Raw genomic sequence first — 17,454 nt, forward strand, 5'->3', positions numbered from 1 at the left:
GCCGCGCGATGGTCAGGAGCCGCGAAACGCCGGCTTGCGCTTGCCGTGGAACGCTTCGACGCCTTCGCGGAAGTCGTCCGACGAGCGCAGGCGGCTATAGCAATGCCCTTCCAGTTCAATTGCGATGGAAAGCGGTGCGTCCTCCGAATCGTTCAGCAGCTTCTTCGCCGTGCGCTGCGCGAGCGGCGAGAAGGCGCGCAATTCGTCGACGAGCGCATCCGTCGCCGATTCGAGCTCGGCATCCGCCACGCAATCCACCGCGATGCCCCATTCGTAGGCCTGCTTGCCCGGAATGCGGCGCGAGCGCATCACGATGTCCTTGGTCCGGCCGATGCCGACCATCGACTGCAAGCGCGCCGAGCCGCCCGAGCCGGGAATCTGGCCAAGCTTCTGCTCCGGCAGTGCATAAAAGGTCGTATCGGTGACGATGCGGAAATCGCACGCCAGCGACAACTCGAAACCCACGCCGAAGCAGAAGCCGCGATTGGCCGCGATGACCGGCTTCGAGCAGCGCGCGGGCGCCGCGATATTCCACGCGAGCTTCGACACATGCTCAGGCGATGCTTCGAGAAAGCCCTTGATGTCGCCACCGCTCGAGAAGTGCTCGCCCTTGGCGCGCACCACGATCACGCGCACGCGATCGTCCTCGTCGAGCGCCTCGAATGCGGCGCGCAACTGGTCGCGTGCGTGCATCGAAATGACGTTGAACGGCGGGCGATGCAGAACGATGTCGGCGCGCTCGCGGTTGGCGTCGATCTCGATGGAAAAGCCGTCGAGGTCCTGCAGCAGCGTCTGGCCGCGATGATTCAAATCGCTCATGTCGGTTACTCCTTCCTGGTCTCTGTTGGTTGAGCGTTGTCTTCGCTCGCATATTCGCCGGCCTGCAGCTTGCGGCGCAGTATCTTGCCGACCGGCGACTTGGGGATATCGTCGACGAACACGTAGTCGCGCGGCCGCTTGAAGTTGACGAGATCGGACTCGCGGCACCACGCATCGAGCGCGCCGGAATCGACGTATTCGCGACGCTTGATGAACGCGACCACGCGCTGGCCCCAGCGCTCGTCCTTGAGGCCCGCGACCGCGACTTCATCGACGGCGGGATGCAGCGACAGCACCGACTCGATGTCCACCGGCGAGATGTTTTCTCCGCCGCTGATGATCATGTCGTCGACGCGGCCGGTCACGTAGAGATCGCCGTCGCGATCGAAATAGCCGGTGTCGCCGGTGAAGTACCAGCCGTCGCGCAATGACTTCGCGTTCGCGTCCGGACGATTCCAGTAGCCTTCGAACGCCTCGTCGCCCTGCAGGTCGACGATGATCTGGCCTTCCTCGCCGACAGCGGCAATGTCGCCGGGCAAAACGGAGTCGAGCTTCACCACGCGCAACCGCGTGTTGATGCCCGCGCGCCCTGCGCTGCCGGGCTTTTTCGTCGCGTCCTGGTCGATGCTGAACGTGTAGACCTCGGACGAGCCGTAGTGGTTGACGAACAGCTCCGGCTCGAATGCGGCGCTCAGGCGCTTGAGCAGGCCGTCGTTCATCGGCGCGCCGGCGAAGCCGAGCTTGCGCACCGACGACGTATCCGTGCTCGCGAACGCGCTGTCCGCAAGCAGATCGTGATAGAGCGTCGGCACGAGATAAAGGCACGTGAGCGCATGCGTCGAGATGCAATCGAGCGCGAGCTTCGCGTTCCAGCGGCGCACGCACACGAACAGGCCGTCGACGAGCGCCATCGCGAGCAGCGAGCGCACGCCCATCGTGTGATACAGCGGCATCACGCCGAGCGTGCGTTCGCCGCGCCTGTACAGGTTCTGCGCGACATGCGCGAGCGCGCCCGCGCGTTCATGCCGGTGGCGGCGCGGCACGCCCTTGCCCTTGCCGGTCGTGCCGGATGTGTAGAGGATCAGCGAAAAGTCGTCGGCGGTGGCTTGCGGAGCCGCTTCTTCCGTTGTGCTTTCGACGATGAGCGCATCGAAGGTCATCGAGAGGCCGGGGGCATCGTCGAGTCCGATACGCGGCACCTGCTGCGCGGCGGCGCTTTGCAGCACGGCATCGGCGCAGACGGGTTCGTAGACGATGGCCTTCACGCCCGCATCGGTCACGCAATAGTCCAGTTCCTCCGGCTTCGCGCGCCAGTTGAGCGGCACGATCACGATGCCCGCGAATTGCCCCGCCCAGTGCAGCGTCGCCATTTCCCAGCGGTTCTGCAAGACGACGAGCAGCCGGTCGCCGCGTTCGAGGCCGAGCTTGCGCAGGCCCTCGGCGACATTCAGGATCACGCGATGCCACTGCGCGTAGGTCAGTTGCACGTCGCCATCGACGAGTGCGAGCGCGTTCGGGCTGCGCTCGACGCTTTGCAGAAAAGTACGGCCTAGATCAAGCATGTTCGACCTCGCTGGTGCCTGCTTCGGCCCGGCGGCGCGCCGCCACGTCGAGCACCGCCGCGACGATCGGCGTGTAACCCGTGCAGCGGCAGATATGACCCGACAGCATCTCGCGCACTTGGTGCTCGGTCGGGTCCGGCACGCGCCGGAGATAGTCCGCGCACGACATCAGAATGCCCGCCGTGCAGAAGCCGCACTGCAGCGCGTGATGCCGCTGGAATGCCTGCTGCAGGTCGCCGAGCGTCTGGTCGGGCGCGAGTCCTTCGACGGTATCGATACGCCGTCCGTCCGCCTGAACGGCGAGCATCAGGCACGAGCGGGCGGCGACGCCGTCCACGTGCACGGTGCACGCGCCGCATACGCCGTGTTCGCAGCCGACGTGCGTGCCCGTCGCGCCCAGTTCGTGCCGGATGAAATCCGACAGCAGTTCGCGCGGCTCGCAATGGCCGCTGCGTTCGCGGCCGTTGAGCGTCAGCGCGATGCGCTGGCGTTCGTCCCGCCGCATGATGGTGTCCGACGTCTTGCTCACTTCGCCTCCTCGATCACGCGCCATCCAAGTTGCCGGACCAGATGCCGGCGATACGTCGCGCTGATGTGCGCGTCGTTCTGCGCGTTCAGTTTCCAGCTCAAATCGTTCAGTGCGCCGCGCAGGTCGTCGCCTGCGAGACGCGGCCAGTTCTCCACCACGGGCCGGTCCGCGACGCCGCCGACCGCAATGCGGATCGCATCGTCCGTGACGACCGCCGCGCAAGCGACGATCGCGAAATCGCCGTGACGCGCGGAGAATTCCGTGAACCCGTATCGCTCGCCCGGCTTGCGCAGCGGAAAGCGCACGGCTTCCACCAGTTCGTCGGGCTCGCGCGCCGTCATCAACATGCCCTGAAAGAAGTCCTGCGCGGGCAACGTGCGGCGCTTTTTCTTCGAACGCAGCATCACGTCGCCGCCGAGCGCGGCGAGCACGAGCGGCAATTCCGCGCTCGGATCGGCATGTGCGATCGAACCGCACACCGTCCCGCGATTGCGAATCTGAAAATGCGAGATATGCGGGAAGGCCATCGCGAGCAAAGGCACTTCTGCGGCGAGGGTCGCGCGCCATTCGACGCTGCCTTGCGTCGCCGCCGCGTTCACGACGAGATGCCCCGCTTTCTCGTCGATGCGCACGTCGCCCAGTTCGGCGGTGCGCGAGATGTCGACGAGCAGCTTCGGCTGCGCGAGCCGCATGTTCAGCACGGCCATCAGCGACTGGCCGCCCGCGAGCACGCGTGCGTCTTCGCCGTGCTGTGCGAGAGCGTCGAGCGCGTCTTGCGTGGTCATGGCGCGCAGATAATCGAACGATGCGGGCTTCATGCGCGCCTCCTGAGTCTGCCGAACAGCCGGGCGAGCCAGGAGCCGCTGGGCTGCACGGGCTTGCCCGCCGCCTGCCGTCCGAGCGATTCGAACAATTGCTTCAACACGACCTTCGCCGCGCCTTCGAGCATGCGGCCGCCGACCGCCGCGACCTTGCCCGACACCTGCGCTTCGTAGTCGTACGTGAGCCGTGTGCCGCCGCTGTGCGGCGTGAGTTCGACGAGACCGCTGCCGCGTGCGCTGCCGAGCGGCGAAATGCCCGCGCCCGCCAGCCGCAAGCGATGCGGCGCCTCGATCTCCGACAAGCCGATGCGTGCCTCGAAGCGCGCCTTGATCATGCCGACGCCAACCGTCACGTCCGCGCGATACTGGTTCGGCGCGGTCTCATCGAGCGCATGACAGCCCGGAATGACCTTCGCGAGCGCCTTGGGATCGAGCAGCACGGCGAACACGGCTTCGGGCGGCGCGGGAAGATCGACCGTGCCCTGCGCGGTCAGCGCGCGTCCGCCGCCCGGCGTCGCGGGCTTCGCAGCGGGCGCTTCGCGATAGTCCGGCCGCGACGGCTCCGGATCGTCGATGCCGATCATCGCCATGACCTTCGGCGGCGTGAGCGGCAGGCGAATGTCTTCGACGCCCAGCGCATCGGCCACCGCATTCGCGATGCACGGCGGCGTGCTCATGTTGTTGCCTTCGCCCAGCCCCTTTGCGCCGAGCGGCGTGAACGGCGACGGTGTCTCCAGATGCACGATGCGCGGATCAGGCACTTCGCAGGTCGTCGGCATCAGATAGTCGGCGAGCGTGCCCGACTGGAAGCTGCCGTCCGCGCCGTAGCGGAACTCTTCCATCAGCGCCGCGCCGACGCCTTGCGCGAATGCGCCGCGAATCTGACCATCGGCGAGCGCGGGATTGAGGATGGTCCCCGCGTCGTGAACGGTCACATAACGGTCGATACGCACGCGCCCCGTCGCGCGATCCACTTCGACGCCGCACATGTCGAACGCGAAACCGTATGCCGCCGACGTGTTGATGCGGTCCTGCTCGTCGGGCGCGTCCATGTGCGGCGGCGACCAGAACACCGTTTCGCGCAGGCCCGGCTCGTCGCCCTCGGGCAGCAGCGCGGGCGCCCAGTGCGGCGCATTGCTCGCGGCGCGTGCGAACGGCAGCGCGCGGTCTTCGGCGTCCTGCGGAAAGATGCGCGCGCCTTCGAAGCGCACGTCATCCGGTGCGCAGCCGAACTGTTTGGCGAGGACGCGGGCGAGCTTGTCGCGCACGCGCGTGGCCGCGAGATGCACCGTGCCCGCCACCGCGCCGGCGAAGCGGCTCGAATAGTTGCCCGCCGCGACGGACCACGCGTCCTTGTGCGTATCGAATTCCACGTTGACGACGATGTCCTTCGGGTCCAGCCCGAGCACGTCGGCGACGACCTGCGCGCACACGGTCATGTGACCCTGCCCCGCCGGCGTCGATGCGATCGTCACGACCACGCCGCCCAGCAAGTCGACGCTGACCGTCGCGCTCGCGATTGCGCCGTTCTTCGGCCCGGCTTTCTTGCGCGCGGCGGCGGGCATCACGGTCGTGATGTAGCCCATGTTCGACACCGACGGCTCCACGATCGCCGCGAAGCCGATGCCATACAGCCGCCCTTCCTTGCGCGCGGCATCGCGGCGTGCGGCGAGTTCGCCATAGCCGCCCTCGTCGATCGAACGGCGCAACGCTTCCTGATAGTTGCCCGAGTCGAGCAGCGCGCCCGCTGCCGCGCGATACGGAAACGCATCGGCGGGAACGAAGTTGCGGCGATACACGTCGAGCACGTCGAGCTTCAGCTCGATCGCGATGCGCTGGATCAGCCGTTCGAGCGCGAAATACACCTGCGGCCCGCCGAACCCGCGCACGAGGCCGGTCGGCGTCTTGTTCGTCAGCACGACGCGATTGCGCACGAGCAGATTCGGTATCGCGTATGCGCCGGTCAGGCAGCCGTGCATCCGGTAGAACGTCGCCGGCTCGGGCGCGCGCACGTAAGCGCCGACGTCTTCGAGCTGATCGTAGGACAGCGCGACGATGCGGCCATCGGCTTCGACGGCGGCTTCGATCGTGGATAAGCGCGCCGTCGCCGATGTCGCCGCGCTCAGGTGTTCGAGCCTGTCCTCGACCCACTTCACCGGCGCGCCCGCCTTGCGCGAGGCGAGGCACATCAGCACGACATACGGAAACACCGCCTGCTTCACGCCGAAGCTGCCGCCCGAGTCGCGCGGCGCCTTGTGGCGCAGGCGGTTCGCGGGCACGTTGAGCGCCATGGCCATCACCGCGTGCAGCGAGAACGGCCCCATGAAATTCGAGGTGACGTCGTAGCCTTCGTCGCCCGACAGGTATTCGGCGATCACCACGCCGCATTCGATCGGCGCACAGGTGTTGCGCGGATAGTGCGCGACCAGCTTCACGCGATGCGGCGCATTGCCGAACGCGGCTTCCGGCTCGCCGTAGCGGAAATGCCGGTCGCTGATCACGTTGCTGCCGACGCGCTCGTGCAGCACGGCGGCGTCGTCGGCCAGCGATTGTTCGATGGACGTCACCGGATCGAGCATCGCGTATTCGACCTTGATGAGATCGATCGCGTCCTCCGCCAGCGCACGCGATTCGGCCATCACGACCGCGACCGGCTCGCCCACATAGCGCACGCGGTCCATCGCGAGCGCCCATTGCTCCATCGGCGATTTCACGCCGACCACGAACGGACGCGACCACGGACGCAAGTCGTCGCGCGTCAGCACCGCCCGCACGCCCGCGAGCTTCGCGGCGGCTTCGGTGTCGATCGACACGATCTCCGCGTGCGCGTGCGGCGAGCGCAGAATCGCGGCGTGCAGCGTGCCGGGCTTGACGGCGATATCGTCGCCATAGCGGCCACGGCCCGTGAGAATCGCCGGGTCTTCGAGGCGCTCCATCGGGCGGCCGACGTGGCGCTCGGGTTTTGCGCCGTCGCTTGGCGCAACGCGCGCGTTCGTATCGGCGAATGCCGTTTCGCGCTGGTTCATGCGCTTGCTCCTTTACGTTCGCCACGGCTCGCGAATTCATCGCCGAGACCGCTCCAGCGGCGCGCGATTTCGCCGTGCTCGATGCCGAAAAGATCGAGCACGCGCCCTACCGTGTGATCGACGATATCGTCGATGGTCTGCGGATGCGCGTAGAACGCGGGCACGGGCGGCATCACGATCGCGCCCATTTCGGTGGCGAGCGTCATGTTGCGCAGATGCGCGAGATTCAGCGGCGTTTCACGCGCGACGAGCACGAGGCGGCGGCGTTCCTTCAACATCACATCGGCGGCGCGCGTGAGCAGGTTGTCCGCGAAGCCGTTCGCGACACCGGCGAGGGTTTTCATCGAGCAGGGCGCGATCACCATGCCGTCGCTCAGGAACGATCCGCTCGCCACCGCCGCGCCGATATCGCGCACGTTATGCACGACGTCCGCGAGCGCGTCGATGTCGCCGCGAGCGAGGTCGAGCTCCTGCGCCGCCGTCACCGCGCCCGACGCCGACACGATCAGATGCGTCTCGTGCGTGCCGAGGCGGCGCAACGCGGCAAGCAGGCGCACGCCGATCACCGCGCCGCTCGCGCCCGAGATGCCCACGACGATGCGTTTCTTGCGTTCAGCCATGATTGCGCGCGAGGTAGGCATCGAATGCGCTGTTGTCGGCGGCGATGAGCGCGTCCAGATCGACCGAGTCCTGTCCGGGAATGCGCACGCGCGTGAAGACGTGCTCCGGATACACAACAGGCCGCGTCGCGTCGAGGCCCATCTTGGTGCTGACGCCTTGCAGATGCGCGGGCGCGTCTGCCGGCTGCCCGATGGTCGTCGACGGATCGAGCGGCGAGCCTTGCGCACCCGCGATCACGACGAGATCGCGGTCTGCCTGGAAGCGCGTCGCGATGGCCCATTCGATTTCGGCGGGATCGTGCACGTCGACGTCGGGATCGACGACGACCACCTGCTTGATGTCGTAATGCGCGCCGAATGCGCAAAGAATCACGTTCTTCGCTTCGCCTTCGCGCTTCTTGTCGAACTGCACCCACAGGTGATAGCGGCACACGCCGCCTACGGACAGATGCACGTCCTTCACGTTCGGATGGCTGCGCTGAAGGTGCGAAAGGAGCGTCGCTTCACGCGGAATCGCACCGAGCAGCAGATGCTCCATCTCGGCCGGGACGATCGTATGAAAGATCGGGTCGCGCCGATGCGTGACCGCCGTTACGGCGATGACTTCGCGCGATTCCTTCGCGCTGTAATACTTCGGGAATTCACCGAACGGGCCTTCCGGTTCGCGAACGTTCGGCAGAATGCGCCCTTCGATGACGATCTCCGCAAACGCCGGCACATGCACGCCGTTCGTCACGCATTGCACGACCGGCAGTGGCGCGCCGCGCAATGCGCCTGCAATCTCAAGCTCGTCGTGATCGATCGGCGTAATGGCTTGCGACGCGAGCATCGTGAGCGGATCGACGCCGATGGCAACGGCTACGTCGAGTGCATCGCCCGCTTCTTCGGCTGCGCGCTGAAACGCGTACAGATGGCGCGGCAGCAGCAGGATCGCCATGCGATCGGGACCGTGCACCTGGATGCGGTTGATCGACACGTTCTGCACGCCCGTGCGCGGATTGCGCGCGATCACGAGACCTGCCGTGATGTACGGGCCGTTGTCGTGTTCGCTGTGCGTGGGGATCGGCAACAGCGCGTGCAGGTCGATGCCGCTTTCATGCACCACTTGCTGGCAGGGCGCGTCTTCGCGTGCAACCAGTTTCGATGCCACCGGCGCAGCGGCCGCAGACGAGAAACGCGCGAGCACGCCGGATTCATCGACGCCCATCGCCTCCGCGATCCACGCGCGCTTCGACATGAAACCGCTCACGACAGGCATCGCATGGCCGCCCGGCCGCATGAAGATCGCCGCTTGCTTGCCATCGAGGCATTTCGCGGTCGCAGCGAGTGCGTGTTCGAGTGCAACGGGTTTGTCGATGGTCGCGACGCGGCCGGTTTTCGCGAGATGCGCGAGCCAGTCGCGCAGCGATAATGATCCGCTGTCGGCGTGATCCGGGGCCCACGAGAACGAGGGCATGCCGTTCGTTGCGGCATCGCGTAAATTCATTAGTGTCTCCATCCGTGCGCGGTTGCCGTAGCAATCGCATGAGATGAAGCGTAGCGACATCGCCCCATAACTTCTAATACTGTTTGTTGATGCTCCGAATCAACACCGCTTATATTGGTATTAGCCCGGATGACAGTGCCCTTACAGGTGCGTATCAATGGACTGCGCACATATGCTCTGTTTGTGGGCGGGAACCTAACGGGCGTCCGGTAACGTCGACGAACGCCGCGTGATAAAACCAGCGAAAGCTATTAGCATCACTGATGCCGCAAGCGAGACATGGACCTTAAACAGATTCAGTACTTCATCGCGCTGTTCGAAGATGGCTCCGTCACGCGGGCGGCCAAGCGGCTCAATATCGTGCAGCCCGCATTGAGCATGCAGATCGCCAAGCTAGAGGACGAATTGCATCAGCAATTGTTCGAGCGCGGCGCGCACGGCATGGCGCCGACCGCGGCGGGACGGCTCATGTATCGGCTGTTTCTGCCGATCATGCGCGACCTCGCCCACGCACGGCAGCAACTCGTGCAGCGCGAGGAAGTCGTGACGGGGCACGTGGGCATCGGACTGATCGCGTCGGTGACGGAGAGCGTGCTCGCGGATTCGCTGTCGCGCTTTCATGCGCGTTATCCGGATGTCGACGTCACCGTCGCCGACGGCTATAGCGCGACGTTCATCGACTGGGTGGCGGGCGGTCAGCTCGATGCCGCGATCATCAACAAGCCGCGCGCCCGCCTTTCACTCGATGCGCGTCCGCTGCTCGATGAAGAGATGGTGCTCGCCACCAGCGCCGAGCACGGTCCCGACCTTCCGCACGCAATCGAATTCGCGAAGCTGCCCGAGCTGGAACTCGTCTTGCCGACGAAGCGCCACGGGCTGCGCGGCGTGCTCGACAGCGCCGCGCAACATGAAGACGTGCTGCTCGCGCCGCGCTTCGAGATCGACGTGCTGTCGACCATTCTCAAGCTCGTCGAAAGCACGCGCTTTGCGACGATCCTTCCGCGCATCGTGGTCGAGCGTACGGCGCGGCACGGCACCTTGCGCGCCTGCCCGATTCTCGCGCCGCGCATCGTGCGGCATATTCTGTGTGTGAGCCACCCGCGCCGCCCGTTGAGCGCCGCGGCGGAAGCGCTCATCGGAATCATCGGCGATGAACTGCATCTTGCGTCGAATAGTTCGCTTACCGAAACATCGTCAGCGCTGAATGAAGGCTCCGCATGAACGCGCGGCGCTGAGCTTATTCCATGTCGCCGGGATCGCGAGGGGCACGCGCAAGCTTTTCGTTGTCTGCGTCCAGGGCGGCGTGCGCGTTGTCTCCGTCGGGCTGCTGAGTCGTTGCTGCTGCTTCAGTGGGTTCCGTCAATGCGAGGAGGATGTCGGCATACCAGGCGCTGTTCAGGCCAAGGGACTCATCGACTTGCAGATCGCGTCCTCCCATGTCGATCGTCGACGAATGGATACCGAGCAGCTTCCACGGCAAGGCGCGACTGCCATCCGGCGCATCGGCGGTCGAATCGCTCATGACAACCGGCGCGCCGCTCGTGCCGCGATGAGTCCGCGCATCGGTGATGAAGCAGCCTTTGCCCTGGAAGCGCAGGCCGAAGGCTGACGCGATAACGCCTTGCCGGACCACCGGAAGATGATGCAGGGAATCGTGAAACCCGAGCGGAAAGCCGACGATCAGCACGGAATGGCCGACCGGCATGACATCGTCGGCATCAGGCAGATGCGCCGGGCCGAACGCCTGAAAGACGGCCGTTGGCGGCAGCCGCTCCTTGAACACTTCCAGCACGGCAACGTCGATGTCGCCCCCTCCATCCGCGCCTTCGCGCCAGAGGCTGGCGCCATTGGCATAAAGCGGGAGCGAAAACCACGTCGACGCGCCGAGGTTGGCGCCATCGACATGAAGCTCGATCTCCAGCCGGTCGGGAAAATGTTCGCTCGGCGTGTCGTACACAACGTGCCGGCTCGTCACGAGAAACAGCCGATCGTCGCGAGCGAAGAAAAAGCCGCTGGCGTTCGTCAGATGGCGCGCATCGGCGAATGTCCTCACTCGCACGGCCGCAAGCAAGAGTCCCTCGACGATGGGCCGGCTCGGCGCGGCGTTTTGTTTGTCGGGGCTATCGGCGAGCGTGCCGATGGATCGCAGAAGCGCCTCTCCTTGTGGCGTTGCGCGATTAGCCGCCAGAAAGTCCGGGACCGGTTGTTCGCTCGGCCGGCCACCGGATGCGAGGTTGGGCACGTGCCGGACCACCGGGGGAGCGTCGCCATCGATGTGCAGATACCATCTGTCGCCGTTCGGGCTCACGTAGAGTTCCATTGCGTCCATGTCCAGAAGTGGGGTTTGATGCGCTGCGCGTTCGGCGATTTGGCTATGGCGCGACTCTTCGTCCAGTCGTCCGATAAGAGGATGCCGCTTGCTGCCCGTCCGCGTGCTGCGAAGAGGCAGAATCACCGCCGATGAACGGGCCTTTACCGCGTGCGACGCGACATGCGCCACGCCTAAGTCGCTGAAGAGCGGAAAGCTGCTCGTGCATGTAGGTATCTAAGCCGCGCAAGGGATAACGCTGAACGTCACGCGCCTTCAATAAAGAATCCCGCCCTTCCTGTCGAAAGGCGGATGCAGCGACTACCGACCGCGTTACTGCTTCGCGGGAGTTCCTTCCTGGACGTAAGTGTGAATCCATTGGGCAGCCCACGCTCGAGCGTAGGCGATGGCATCGTCTCGCTGATCGAATCCGGCCAGGTCTCCACTCATCAGAACCTGAGGGTGTTCGCCGTCCCTGCGAGGCGTCGTGGTCTTTGCATGCGCCATGAATTCGCCGTCTGCCCTGCGTGGCGTCGGGTCGATGCCGAACGTATCGATGATCGGGGTCATTTGGAAGTGCCTCGGTAATGGGCGTCGTCGGCAACCGGCGATGCATCGGACATGATGAGAGCATTCTTCAGGCCCGCCCTCGGCGGACCACTGCTCTTTTTAAGAAAACATTTCCTCAGACTGACTGCGACAGCGTTGCCATAGAACCGGCAACCTGCGGCTCGCTAAACGCAGCAACGCCGTGCTCCGCCTTCAGGCTTACTGCTGCCAGCGTCTTCATGAGAAGCGCAAGCCGGGCAAGCGCGGCACGAGGACGTCCGAGCCTCGCTAACGAACGCGTCTTGGCCAGCCCGTCTTTAAGCTGGTCACTCTCTTGCAACCATTGCTCGCTCAATTCAGCGTGCAAAAGTACTTCGGCTCTCAGGTATCTATCGGCCCATTCCGGCGACTCGCGCGTGCGCCGGTTCAACGACTCGATCAAAAACAGAACGTCTGTTGGCTTCACCCTCTCCCCCTACGTCTTTGTTTCGAGCCATTCCTTATCGTGCAGCAGCAATTCCCGTGCTTGGGCGTTTGCAACAAGGCGTTGGCTGATGCCACAGAAGCAGCCCACGGAAGAGACCCTGCCTCGCGGCGTCGCCGTTCATCGCGATGCCGCACGTCTGCACTGCATCGACGCATCGCCCGTGAAGTCAGCGTCCCATCGACACGGCTCTTGCAATCTCCCTGAGAAGCTGACTTTGCTCGTAAGGCTTGCGCAGTCTCGGAAGCGCAGCCTCGGGTCCTTCCGGAAGCTCGGCGTACCCCGTTGCGAGAATGACGGGCAGCGTCGGACGGAGTGCGCGCGCCGCGCCGGCCAGTTCGAGGCCCGTCATTCTCGGCATGGAATAGTCGGTCAGCAGCACGTCGACCGCGCGACCGCTGCGAAGAATCTCCAGCGCCGCAGCGCCGGAATTCACCTCGATAACGTCTTGTCCCAGGTCTTGCAAGAGGTAAGCGGTGCTGGATGAGATCAGCGGGTCATCGTCGACCACCAGTATCGTTGCGCGCTCGATCAGCGTGTCAGGCGACGTATCGTCGAGCGATTCGCGCTTCACGTCGGCATCGCCCGCGTCGTGCTGATACGCCGGCAGCCATAGCGATGCACACGTACCCTCTCCCGGCGTGCTCTCCAGGTGCAGCGCGCCGTTCAACTGGCGCGCCAGGCCGTGAATCATCGACAGACCCAGCCCCGTGCCTTTGCCTACTTCCTTCGTCGTGAAGAACGGTTCCGTGGCTTTCGCGAGCGTCGCGGCGTCCATGCCCGTTCCCGTGTCGCTCACCATGATGCGCACATAGTGGCCCGCGGGCAGTTCGGTATCGCCCGATGTATGGACATCGTCCACAGCGATGCTGATCTTGCCGCCATGAGGCATTGCATCGCGCGCGTTGACGACGAGGTTCAGGATGGCAAGCTCGACCTGATTCGCATCGACCATCGTGTAGGGAAGCTCATCGGCCGTGTCGACCGTTAGTTCGATCGTCGAGCTTATCGAGCGTTCGAGCAGGTCGGCCATGCCATGCATCAGGGTCGTCAGTTGCACCGGCTCGACTCTCAAGACCTGCTGCCGCGCGAAGGTGAGCAGGCGTTGAGTGAGCGCCGCGCCGCGTTGAGCGCCTCGAAGCGCCCCTTCGACCAGGCGTCCGATCCGCTCCTCAGGCGCCACGTCTTTGCGTACGAGCTCGAGGTTCGCCATGATCGCCATCAGCAGGTTGTTGAAGTCGTGCGCGATGCCGCCCGTCAACTGGCCGATCATTTCGAGTTTCTGGACTTGCCGGAGAAGTTCCTCGGTGCGCTCGCGCTGCCGAATCTCGGCAAGGACCGTTTGATGCGCATGTTCGAGTTGCGCCGTGCGCTCCTTTACCTTCACTTCGAGTGACTCGTTCAAACGAAGCAACTCGTCCTCTGACGTTTTTCGCGCAGTAATGTCCGATGACACGCCGACAAGCTGACACACGCGATCCGAGTCGTCGCGAACGACGCGCGCCCGGATATCGACCCAATGCACGCTGCCGTTCGGCCAGACATTGCGGAATTCGATCGCGAAGTCGCAGCCCGTATCCAGGCTGCGCTTCATGGCTGCCTGCATCCGCAACTGGTCTTCCGGATGCACGCTCGCAAGAAGCTCCGCGTACGTGAAACTCTCGTGCTCGCCGCGTCCAAAAATCGCCTTGCACGTGGACGATGCCGTCAGCGTCAGGCTCGCCAGGTCCAGATCCCATGAGCCGAGGTTGCCGGCGGTGAGCGCGGTAAGCAAACGTGCTTCGCCTTCGTGCAGTTCCCTGATTCGGGCGCGCGCCTCGAACTGGCGATGACGGCCGCGCACCGCTGTTCCAATCACGCTGACGAATGTCGTCGGATGGAACGGCCGCTCGACGAACGCCACGTTGCCGAGCGCCTTCGTCAGCCGTGCCACCATCGGTCTGCGGTCGGTTCCCGCGCTGCGCTGCCTCAGGACGATGAACTGGAGGTCCGACCAGGCCGGTTGCGACGAAACCCAATGCGTGAGCGCAGTGAGATCGGCGCCGTTCAATGCTTCATCGGCGGCGACCACGCAGCAGACATCGTCCCCTAACCTTGCGGCCAACTCCGGCACATCCGCGCAGCCCTCGGAGCTGATGCTGGTTGACTCGAGGAGCGCCTGGGCGACAGCAAGGTCCCGACCGAAAGGCGTCAGGATCAGCACGGGACAACGATCGAGTTCAGGCATTCGGTTCCGCGCTTGCGTTCGGTGTCAGCAGAGGTCCCAAATTGCCAACGAACGTGGGCACGCCCCGCAGCACGCCCTGGAAGTCGTTGAGCGGCGCGCCCAGCACGAGCCCAGTCGACCCGATGCGGAACTCGCGGATCGATTCCTCGTGCGCTCCGGTGCGCTTCTTGATGACCGATACGGCGCGTCTGACCCGGCCGAGCGCCTCGAAATAGCGAAGCAGAATCACGGTGTCCGCAAGGTAAGTCACGTCGACCGGCGCCTTCATGTCGCCCACGAGGCCGTGCTGGGCCACGGTGAGGAAGGTGTTGGCGCCCTGACGGTTGAGGTATTGCAACAACTCATGGATGTGCAGCACGAGCGCGTTTTCCTCGGGCATCGCCGCCTGATAACCGTTCAGACTATCGATGACGACGGTTTTCGAGCGCGCGGTATCCACGCTGGTGCGCACGCGATGCGCGAATTCGCCCGGCGACAGTTCGGCGGCATCGACCTGTTCGATATGGAGATTGCCCGAGCTTTGCATCGCCTCGAGATCGAAGCCCATGACGCGGACCCGGTCGAACAGCAGCCCGAGTTCTTCATCGAACACGAAAAGTGCGGCTTTCTCACCGCGTCTGATCGCCGCTGCAACGAACTGTATGGCGTAGAGGCTTTTCCCGGTGCCTGCCGGCCCGAGAATGAGCGTGCTCGACCCCTGTTCGATGCCGCCGCCGAGAAGCGCGTCGAGTTCGGGCACGTCGCTCGTCACCTGGGTGCGCGCAAAGCCGGTGCGATGTTCGCCCGCAACGAGCCGTGGAAACACGGCCACACCGCCCTGCTTGATGGCGAAGTCGTGATAGCCGCCGCGATACCGCTGTCCCCGGTACTTGAGCACGCGCAGGCGACGCCGCTCCGCGCCGTATTCGGGCGACAACTCCTCCAGCTTGATGACGCCGTGCGCCACGCTGTGCACCGTCATGTCCGTTGCCTCGGACGTCAGATCGTCCAGCAGCAACACCGTCGCATCGCGACTCGCGAAGAAGTGTTTGAACGCGAGAATCTGCCGGCGATAGCGCAGCGAACTTTGAGCGAGCAGACGAATTTCGGACAGGCTGTCGATCACCACCCGCTTCGGCTTGACGCGCTCGAATTCGGCCAGTATCAAACGCGTCGTTTCGCCGAGTTCGAGGTCTGAGGAATAAAGAAGCGTCTGCTGCTGGTCGGCGTCCAGCAAAGTTTCTGACGGACTGACTTCGAAAATCTTGATTGCATGCCCGAGATCCCAGCCGTGCGAGCGCGCGCCGTTTCGCAACTCGACCTCGGTCTCCGAGAGCGTGATGTAGAGACACGGCTCGCCTAACGCGGCGCCGGTCATCAGGAAACTCAGCGCGATAGTCGTCTTGCCCGTGCCCGGACTTCCTTCGAGCAGGAACACGTTTTTTCTCGTCAAGCCGCCCGCTAATACGTCGTCGAGTCCCGACACGCCTGTCTGGGCGTAGTGCGGCGTTACAGTCTTAGTGTCCATCGATTGCTCGGAGCTGCCTCATCGCCATGCGAGAAAGCCGGTATTTGGGAATGAGAGGCAGCACATCAGTCAACGATGTGCGGGCGTCGCCGAGATCGTGCGCGCATTGGAGTCGAAGCCAGAACATGGCTGGAATGCCGCACAGCGCCTCTAGCCGCATTGCCATCACCGGCGTAACGGCAGCGCTTTCGTCGAAGATTCGATGGAGCGTCTGTCGGGATACGCCCAGGTCTCTGGCCGCCTGACTCACGGATAGACCGAGTTGCGGCAGCACGAATTCGCTAAGCAATCGACCGGGGTGGCATAGCTTGCCCGGCTCGAAAGCACGATGGACGGTGGACGTAACCATGACACTGTAACCTCCTGCGTGACACCCGCTCAGCATATCACGTCACCCCTGATCGGGCGCGCCGACGCCGCCAACAAAGGCTGCCGTGTTGGGCGCGAGCATCACGTCATGCGTCGCGCGGGCGGCTTAAAGGAACGCGGCTTCGATCACGTCGGTTGGCGTCGGCTCCTTGGCACCGCGCCGGCTCGCGCGAGCACACCCTGATATGATTGATGACGCTCCGTGAACTGCGCTGTACATTATTTCACTGCAGACAGGGGCGCAAAGTTTCTGTCCGTATTACCTTTCACGGCGCTTTTCAGCCCGTCGCCTTGCTGGTCGCCTTTTCAACAGTCACACGGCGCCGCCGTCCCGATGAATATTCAAAAACGAAACAACGTTTCTATCAGCGGCCACGGGCCATGCATGGTCTTCGCGCACGGATTCGGATGCGACCAGACCATGTGGCGGAGAATGACTCCGGCGTTCAGCGCGGGATACACCACGCTGCTGTTCGACCTCGTCGGCAGCGGCAAGTCTGATTTGTCTGCCTACGATCGGAACAAGTATTCGTCGTTGCACGGGCACGCTCGGGACGTGCTGGAGTTGATCGACGAACTCTGCGACGGCCCCGTCATCTTCGTCGGCCACTCGGTAAGCGCGATGATCGGCATGCTGGCCGCCATCGAGCGGCCCGAACGCTTTGCCGCCAATGTCATGGTTGGACCTTCGCCCTCCTTCATCAACGAAGCGGGCTACGTCGGAGGATTCAACCGGGAAGATATCGAAGAGCTTCTGGAGACGCTCGAGCAGAACTACCTGGGCTGGTCGAGCAGCATGGCGCCGGCCATCATGGGTGCGCCGGACCAGCCGGAACTGAGTGCGGAACTCGTCAACAGCTTCTGCAGGACAGACCCCGACATCGCCAGGCACTTTGCGCGCGTCACCTTCCTTGCCGATCATCGGAGCGATCTGCCCAAGGTCACGACGCCGACCTTGATTCTGCAATCGACCGACGACTTCCTCGCTCCGGTATCCGTAGGCGAGTACATGCATCGCATGATTCCCGGCAGCACGCTCAGCACCATCGATAACATCGGGCACTGCCCTCACCTGAGTGCAGCGGGCGCGAGCATCGACGCGATCCAGCGGTTCCTGCATGGTCACGGCCTTCAGAGCGGGGCCTAG

At 64.3% G+C, this 17,454-nt stretch carries 15 protein-coding genes; 2 read left to right on the forward strand and 13 right to left on the reverse strand.

Annotation, left to right across the window (positions count from 1 at the left end):
- Nucleotides 1-12 precede the first annotated feature (12 nt).
- From BG57_RS16775 to BG57_RS16805, 7 genes are read right to left on the reverse strand one after another with little or no spacing between them, the layout of a single operon-like run.
- Nucleotides 13-819, reverse strand: a complete 807-nt coding sequence (locus BG57_RS16775) for an enoyl-CoA hydratase/isomerase family protein (RefSeq protein WP_035966351.1) — start codon at nt 817-819, stop codon at nt 13-15.
- A 5-nt stretch (nt 820-824) separates the two neighbouring features.
- Nucleotides 825-2,381, reverse strand: a complete 1,557-nt coding sequence (locus BG57_RS16780) for an AMP-binding protein (RefSeq protein WP_035966352.1) — start codon at nt 2,379-2,381, stop codon at nt 825-827.
- Entirely contained in the window at nt 2,374-2,886 is a 513-nt protein-coding gene (locus BG57_RS16785) for a (2Fe-2S)-binding protein (RefSeq protein ID WP_371875864.1), read from the reverse strand. The genes BG57_RS16780 and BG57_RS16785 overlap by 8 nt, the downstream gene beginning before the upstream one ends.
- A 20-nt stretch (nt 2,887-2,906) precedes the next feature.
- Nucleotides 2,907-3,728: an FAD binding domain-containing protein gene (locus BG57_RS16790; protein ID WP_035966353.1), complete on the reverse strand. Its 822-nt coding sequence runs from the start codon at nt 3,726-3,728 to the stop codon at nt 2,907-2,909.
- Nucleotides 3,725-6,757 carry a xanthine dehydrogenase family protein molybdopterin-binding subunit gene (locus tag BG57_RS16795; protein ID WP_035966354.1) on the reverse strand — a complete coding sequence of 1,011 codons (3,033 nt, stop codon included), beginning with the start codon at nt 6,755-6,757 and terminating at the stop codon, nt 3,725-3,727. Before BG57_RS16795 ends, BG57_RS16790 begins: the two co-directional genes overlap by 4 nt.
- On the reverse strand, nt 6,754-7,377 hold the full coding sequence (locus tag BG57_RS16800; protein ID WP_035966355.1) for a UbiX family flavin prenyltransferase: 624 nt from the start codon (nt 7,375-7,377) through the stop codon (nt 6,754-6,756). The genes BG57_RS16795 and BG57_RS16800 overlap by 4 nt, the downstream gene beginning before the upstream one ends.
- Nucleotides 7,370-8,863: a UbiD family decarboxylase gene (locus BG57_RS16805; protein ID WP_035966357.1), complete on the reverse strand. Its 1,494-nt coding sequence runs from the start codon at nt 8,861-8,863 to the stop codon at nt 7,370-7,372. Before BG57_RS16805 ends, BG57_RS16800 begins: the two co-directional genes overlap by 8 nt.
- Before the next feature lie 279 nt (nt 8,864-9,142).
- Between BG57_RS16805 and BG57_RS16810 the strand changes: the two genes are divergently transcribed.
- On the forward strand, nt 9,143-10,084 hold the full coding sequence (locus BG57_RS16810; RefSeq protein ID WP_035966359.1) for a LysR family transcriptional regulator: 942 nt from the start codon (nt 9,143-9,145) through the stop codon (nt 10,082-10,084).
- Nucleotides 10,085-10,100: 16 nt separating this feature from the next.
- Here the strand turns inward: BG57_RS16810 and BG57_RS16815 are convergent, their stop codons facing one another.
- The 6 genes from BG57_RS16815 to BG57_RS31225 all read right to left on the reverse strand — a co-directional run bounded on the left by BG57_RS16815 (nt 10,101) and on the right by BG57_RS31225 (nt 16,287).
- Nucleotides 10,101-11,183 (reverse strand): S1 family peptidase, encoded by a 1,083-nt coding sequence (locus BG57_RS16815; RefSeq protein ID WP_081850929.1) that lies wholly within the window; start codon nt 11,181-11,183, stop codon nt 10,101-10,103.
- Between the two features lie 321 nt (nt 11,184-11,504).
- The gene (locus tag BG57_RS16820) at nt 11,505-11,741 is read right to left on the reverse strand and encodes a hypothetical protein (protein WP_035966360.1); all 237 of its coding nucleotides are present in this window, start codon (nt 11,739-11,741) and stop codon (nt 11,505-11,507) included.
- Nucleotides 11,742-11,856: 115 nt separating this feature from the next.
- Nucleotides 11,857-12,186, reverse strand: a complete 330-nt coding sequence (locus BG57_RS16825) for a hypothetical protein (protein ID WP_035966362.1) — start codon at nt 12,184-12,186, stop codon at nt 11,857-11,859.
- 187 nt (nt 12,187-12,373) lie between these two features.
- Entirely contained in the window at nt 12,374-14,431 is a 2,058-nt protein-coding gene (locus BG57_RS16830; protein WP_052005861.1) for a hybrid sensor histidine kinase/response regulator, read from the reverse strand.
- On the reverse strand, nt 14,424-15,938 hold the full coding sequence (locus BG57_RS16835) for an ATPase domain-containing protein (protein ID WP_035966363.1): 1,515 nt from the start codon (nt 15,936-15,938) through the stop codon (nt 14,424-14,426). Before BG57_RS16835 ends, BG57_RS16830 begins: the two co-directional genes overlap by 8 nt.
- Nucleotides 15,928-16,287, reverse strand: coding sequence for a HigA family addiction module antitoxin (locus BG57_RS31225; protein ID WP_052005862.1), 360 nt, complete (start codon nt 16,285-16,287; stop codon nt 15,928-15,930). Before BG57_RS31225 ends, BG57_RS16835 begins: the two co-directional genes overlap by 11 nt.
- A 354-nt stretch (nt 16,288-16,641) precedes the next feature.
- Between BG57_RS31225 and BG57_RS16845 the strand changes: the two genes are divergently transcribed.
- Nucleotides 16,642-17,454, forward strand: a complete 813-nt coding sequence (locus tag BG57_RS16845; protein ID WP_035966365.1) for an alpha/beta fold hydrolase — start codon at nt 16,642-16,644, stop codon at nt 17,452-17,454.

It is taken from the genome of Caballeronia grimmiae (assembly GCF_000698555.1).
GTDB classification, from domain to species: domain Bacteria; phylum Pseudomonadota; class Gammaproteobacteria; order Burkholderiales; family Burkholderiaceae; genus Caballeronia; species Caballeronia grimmiae.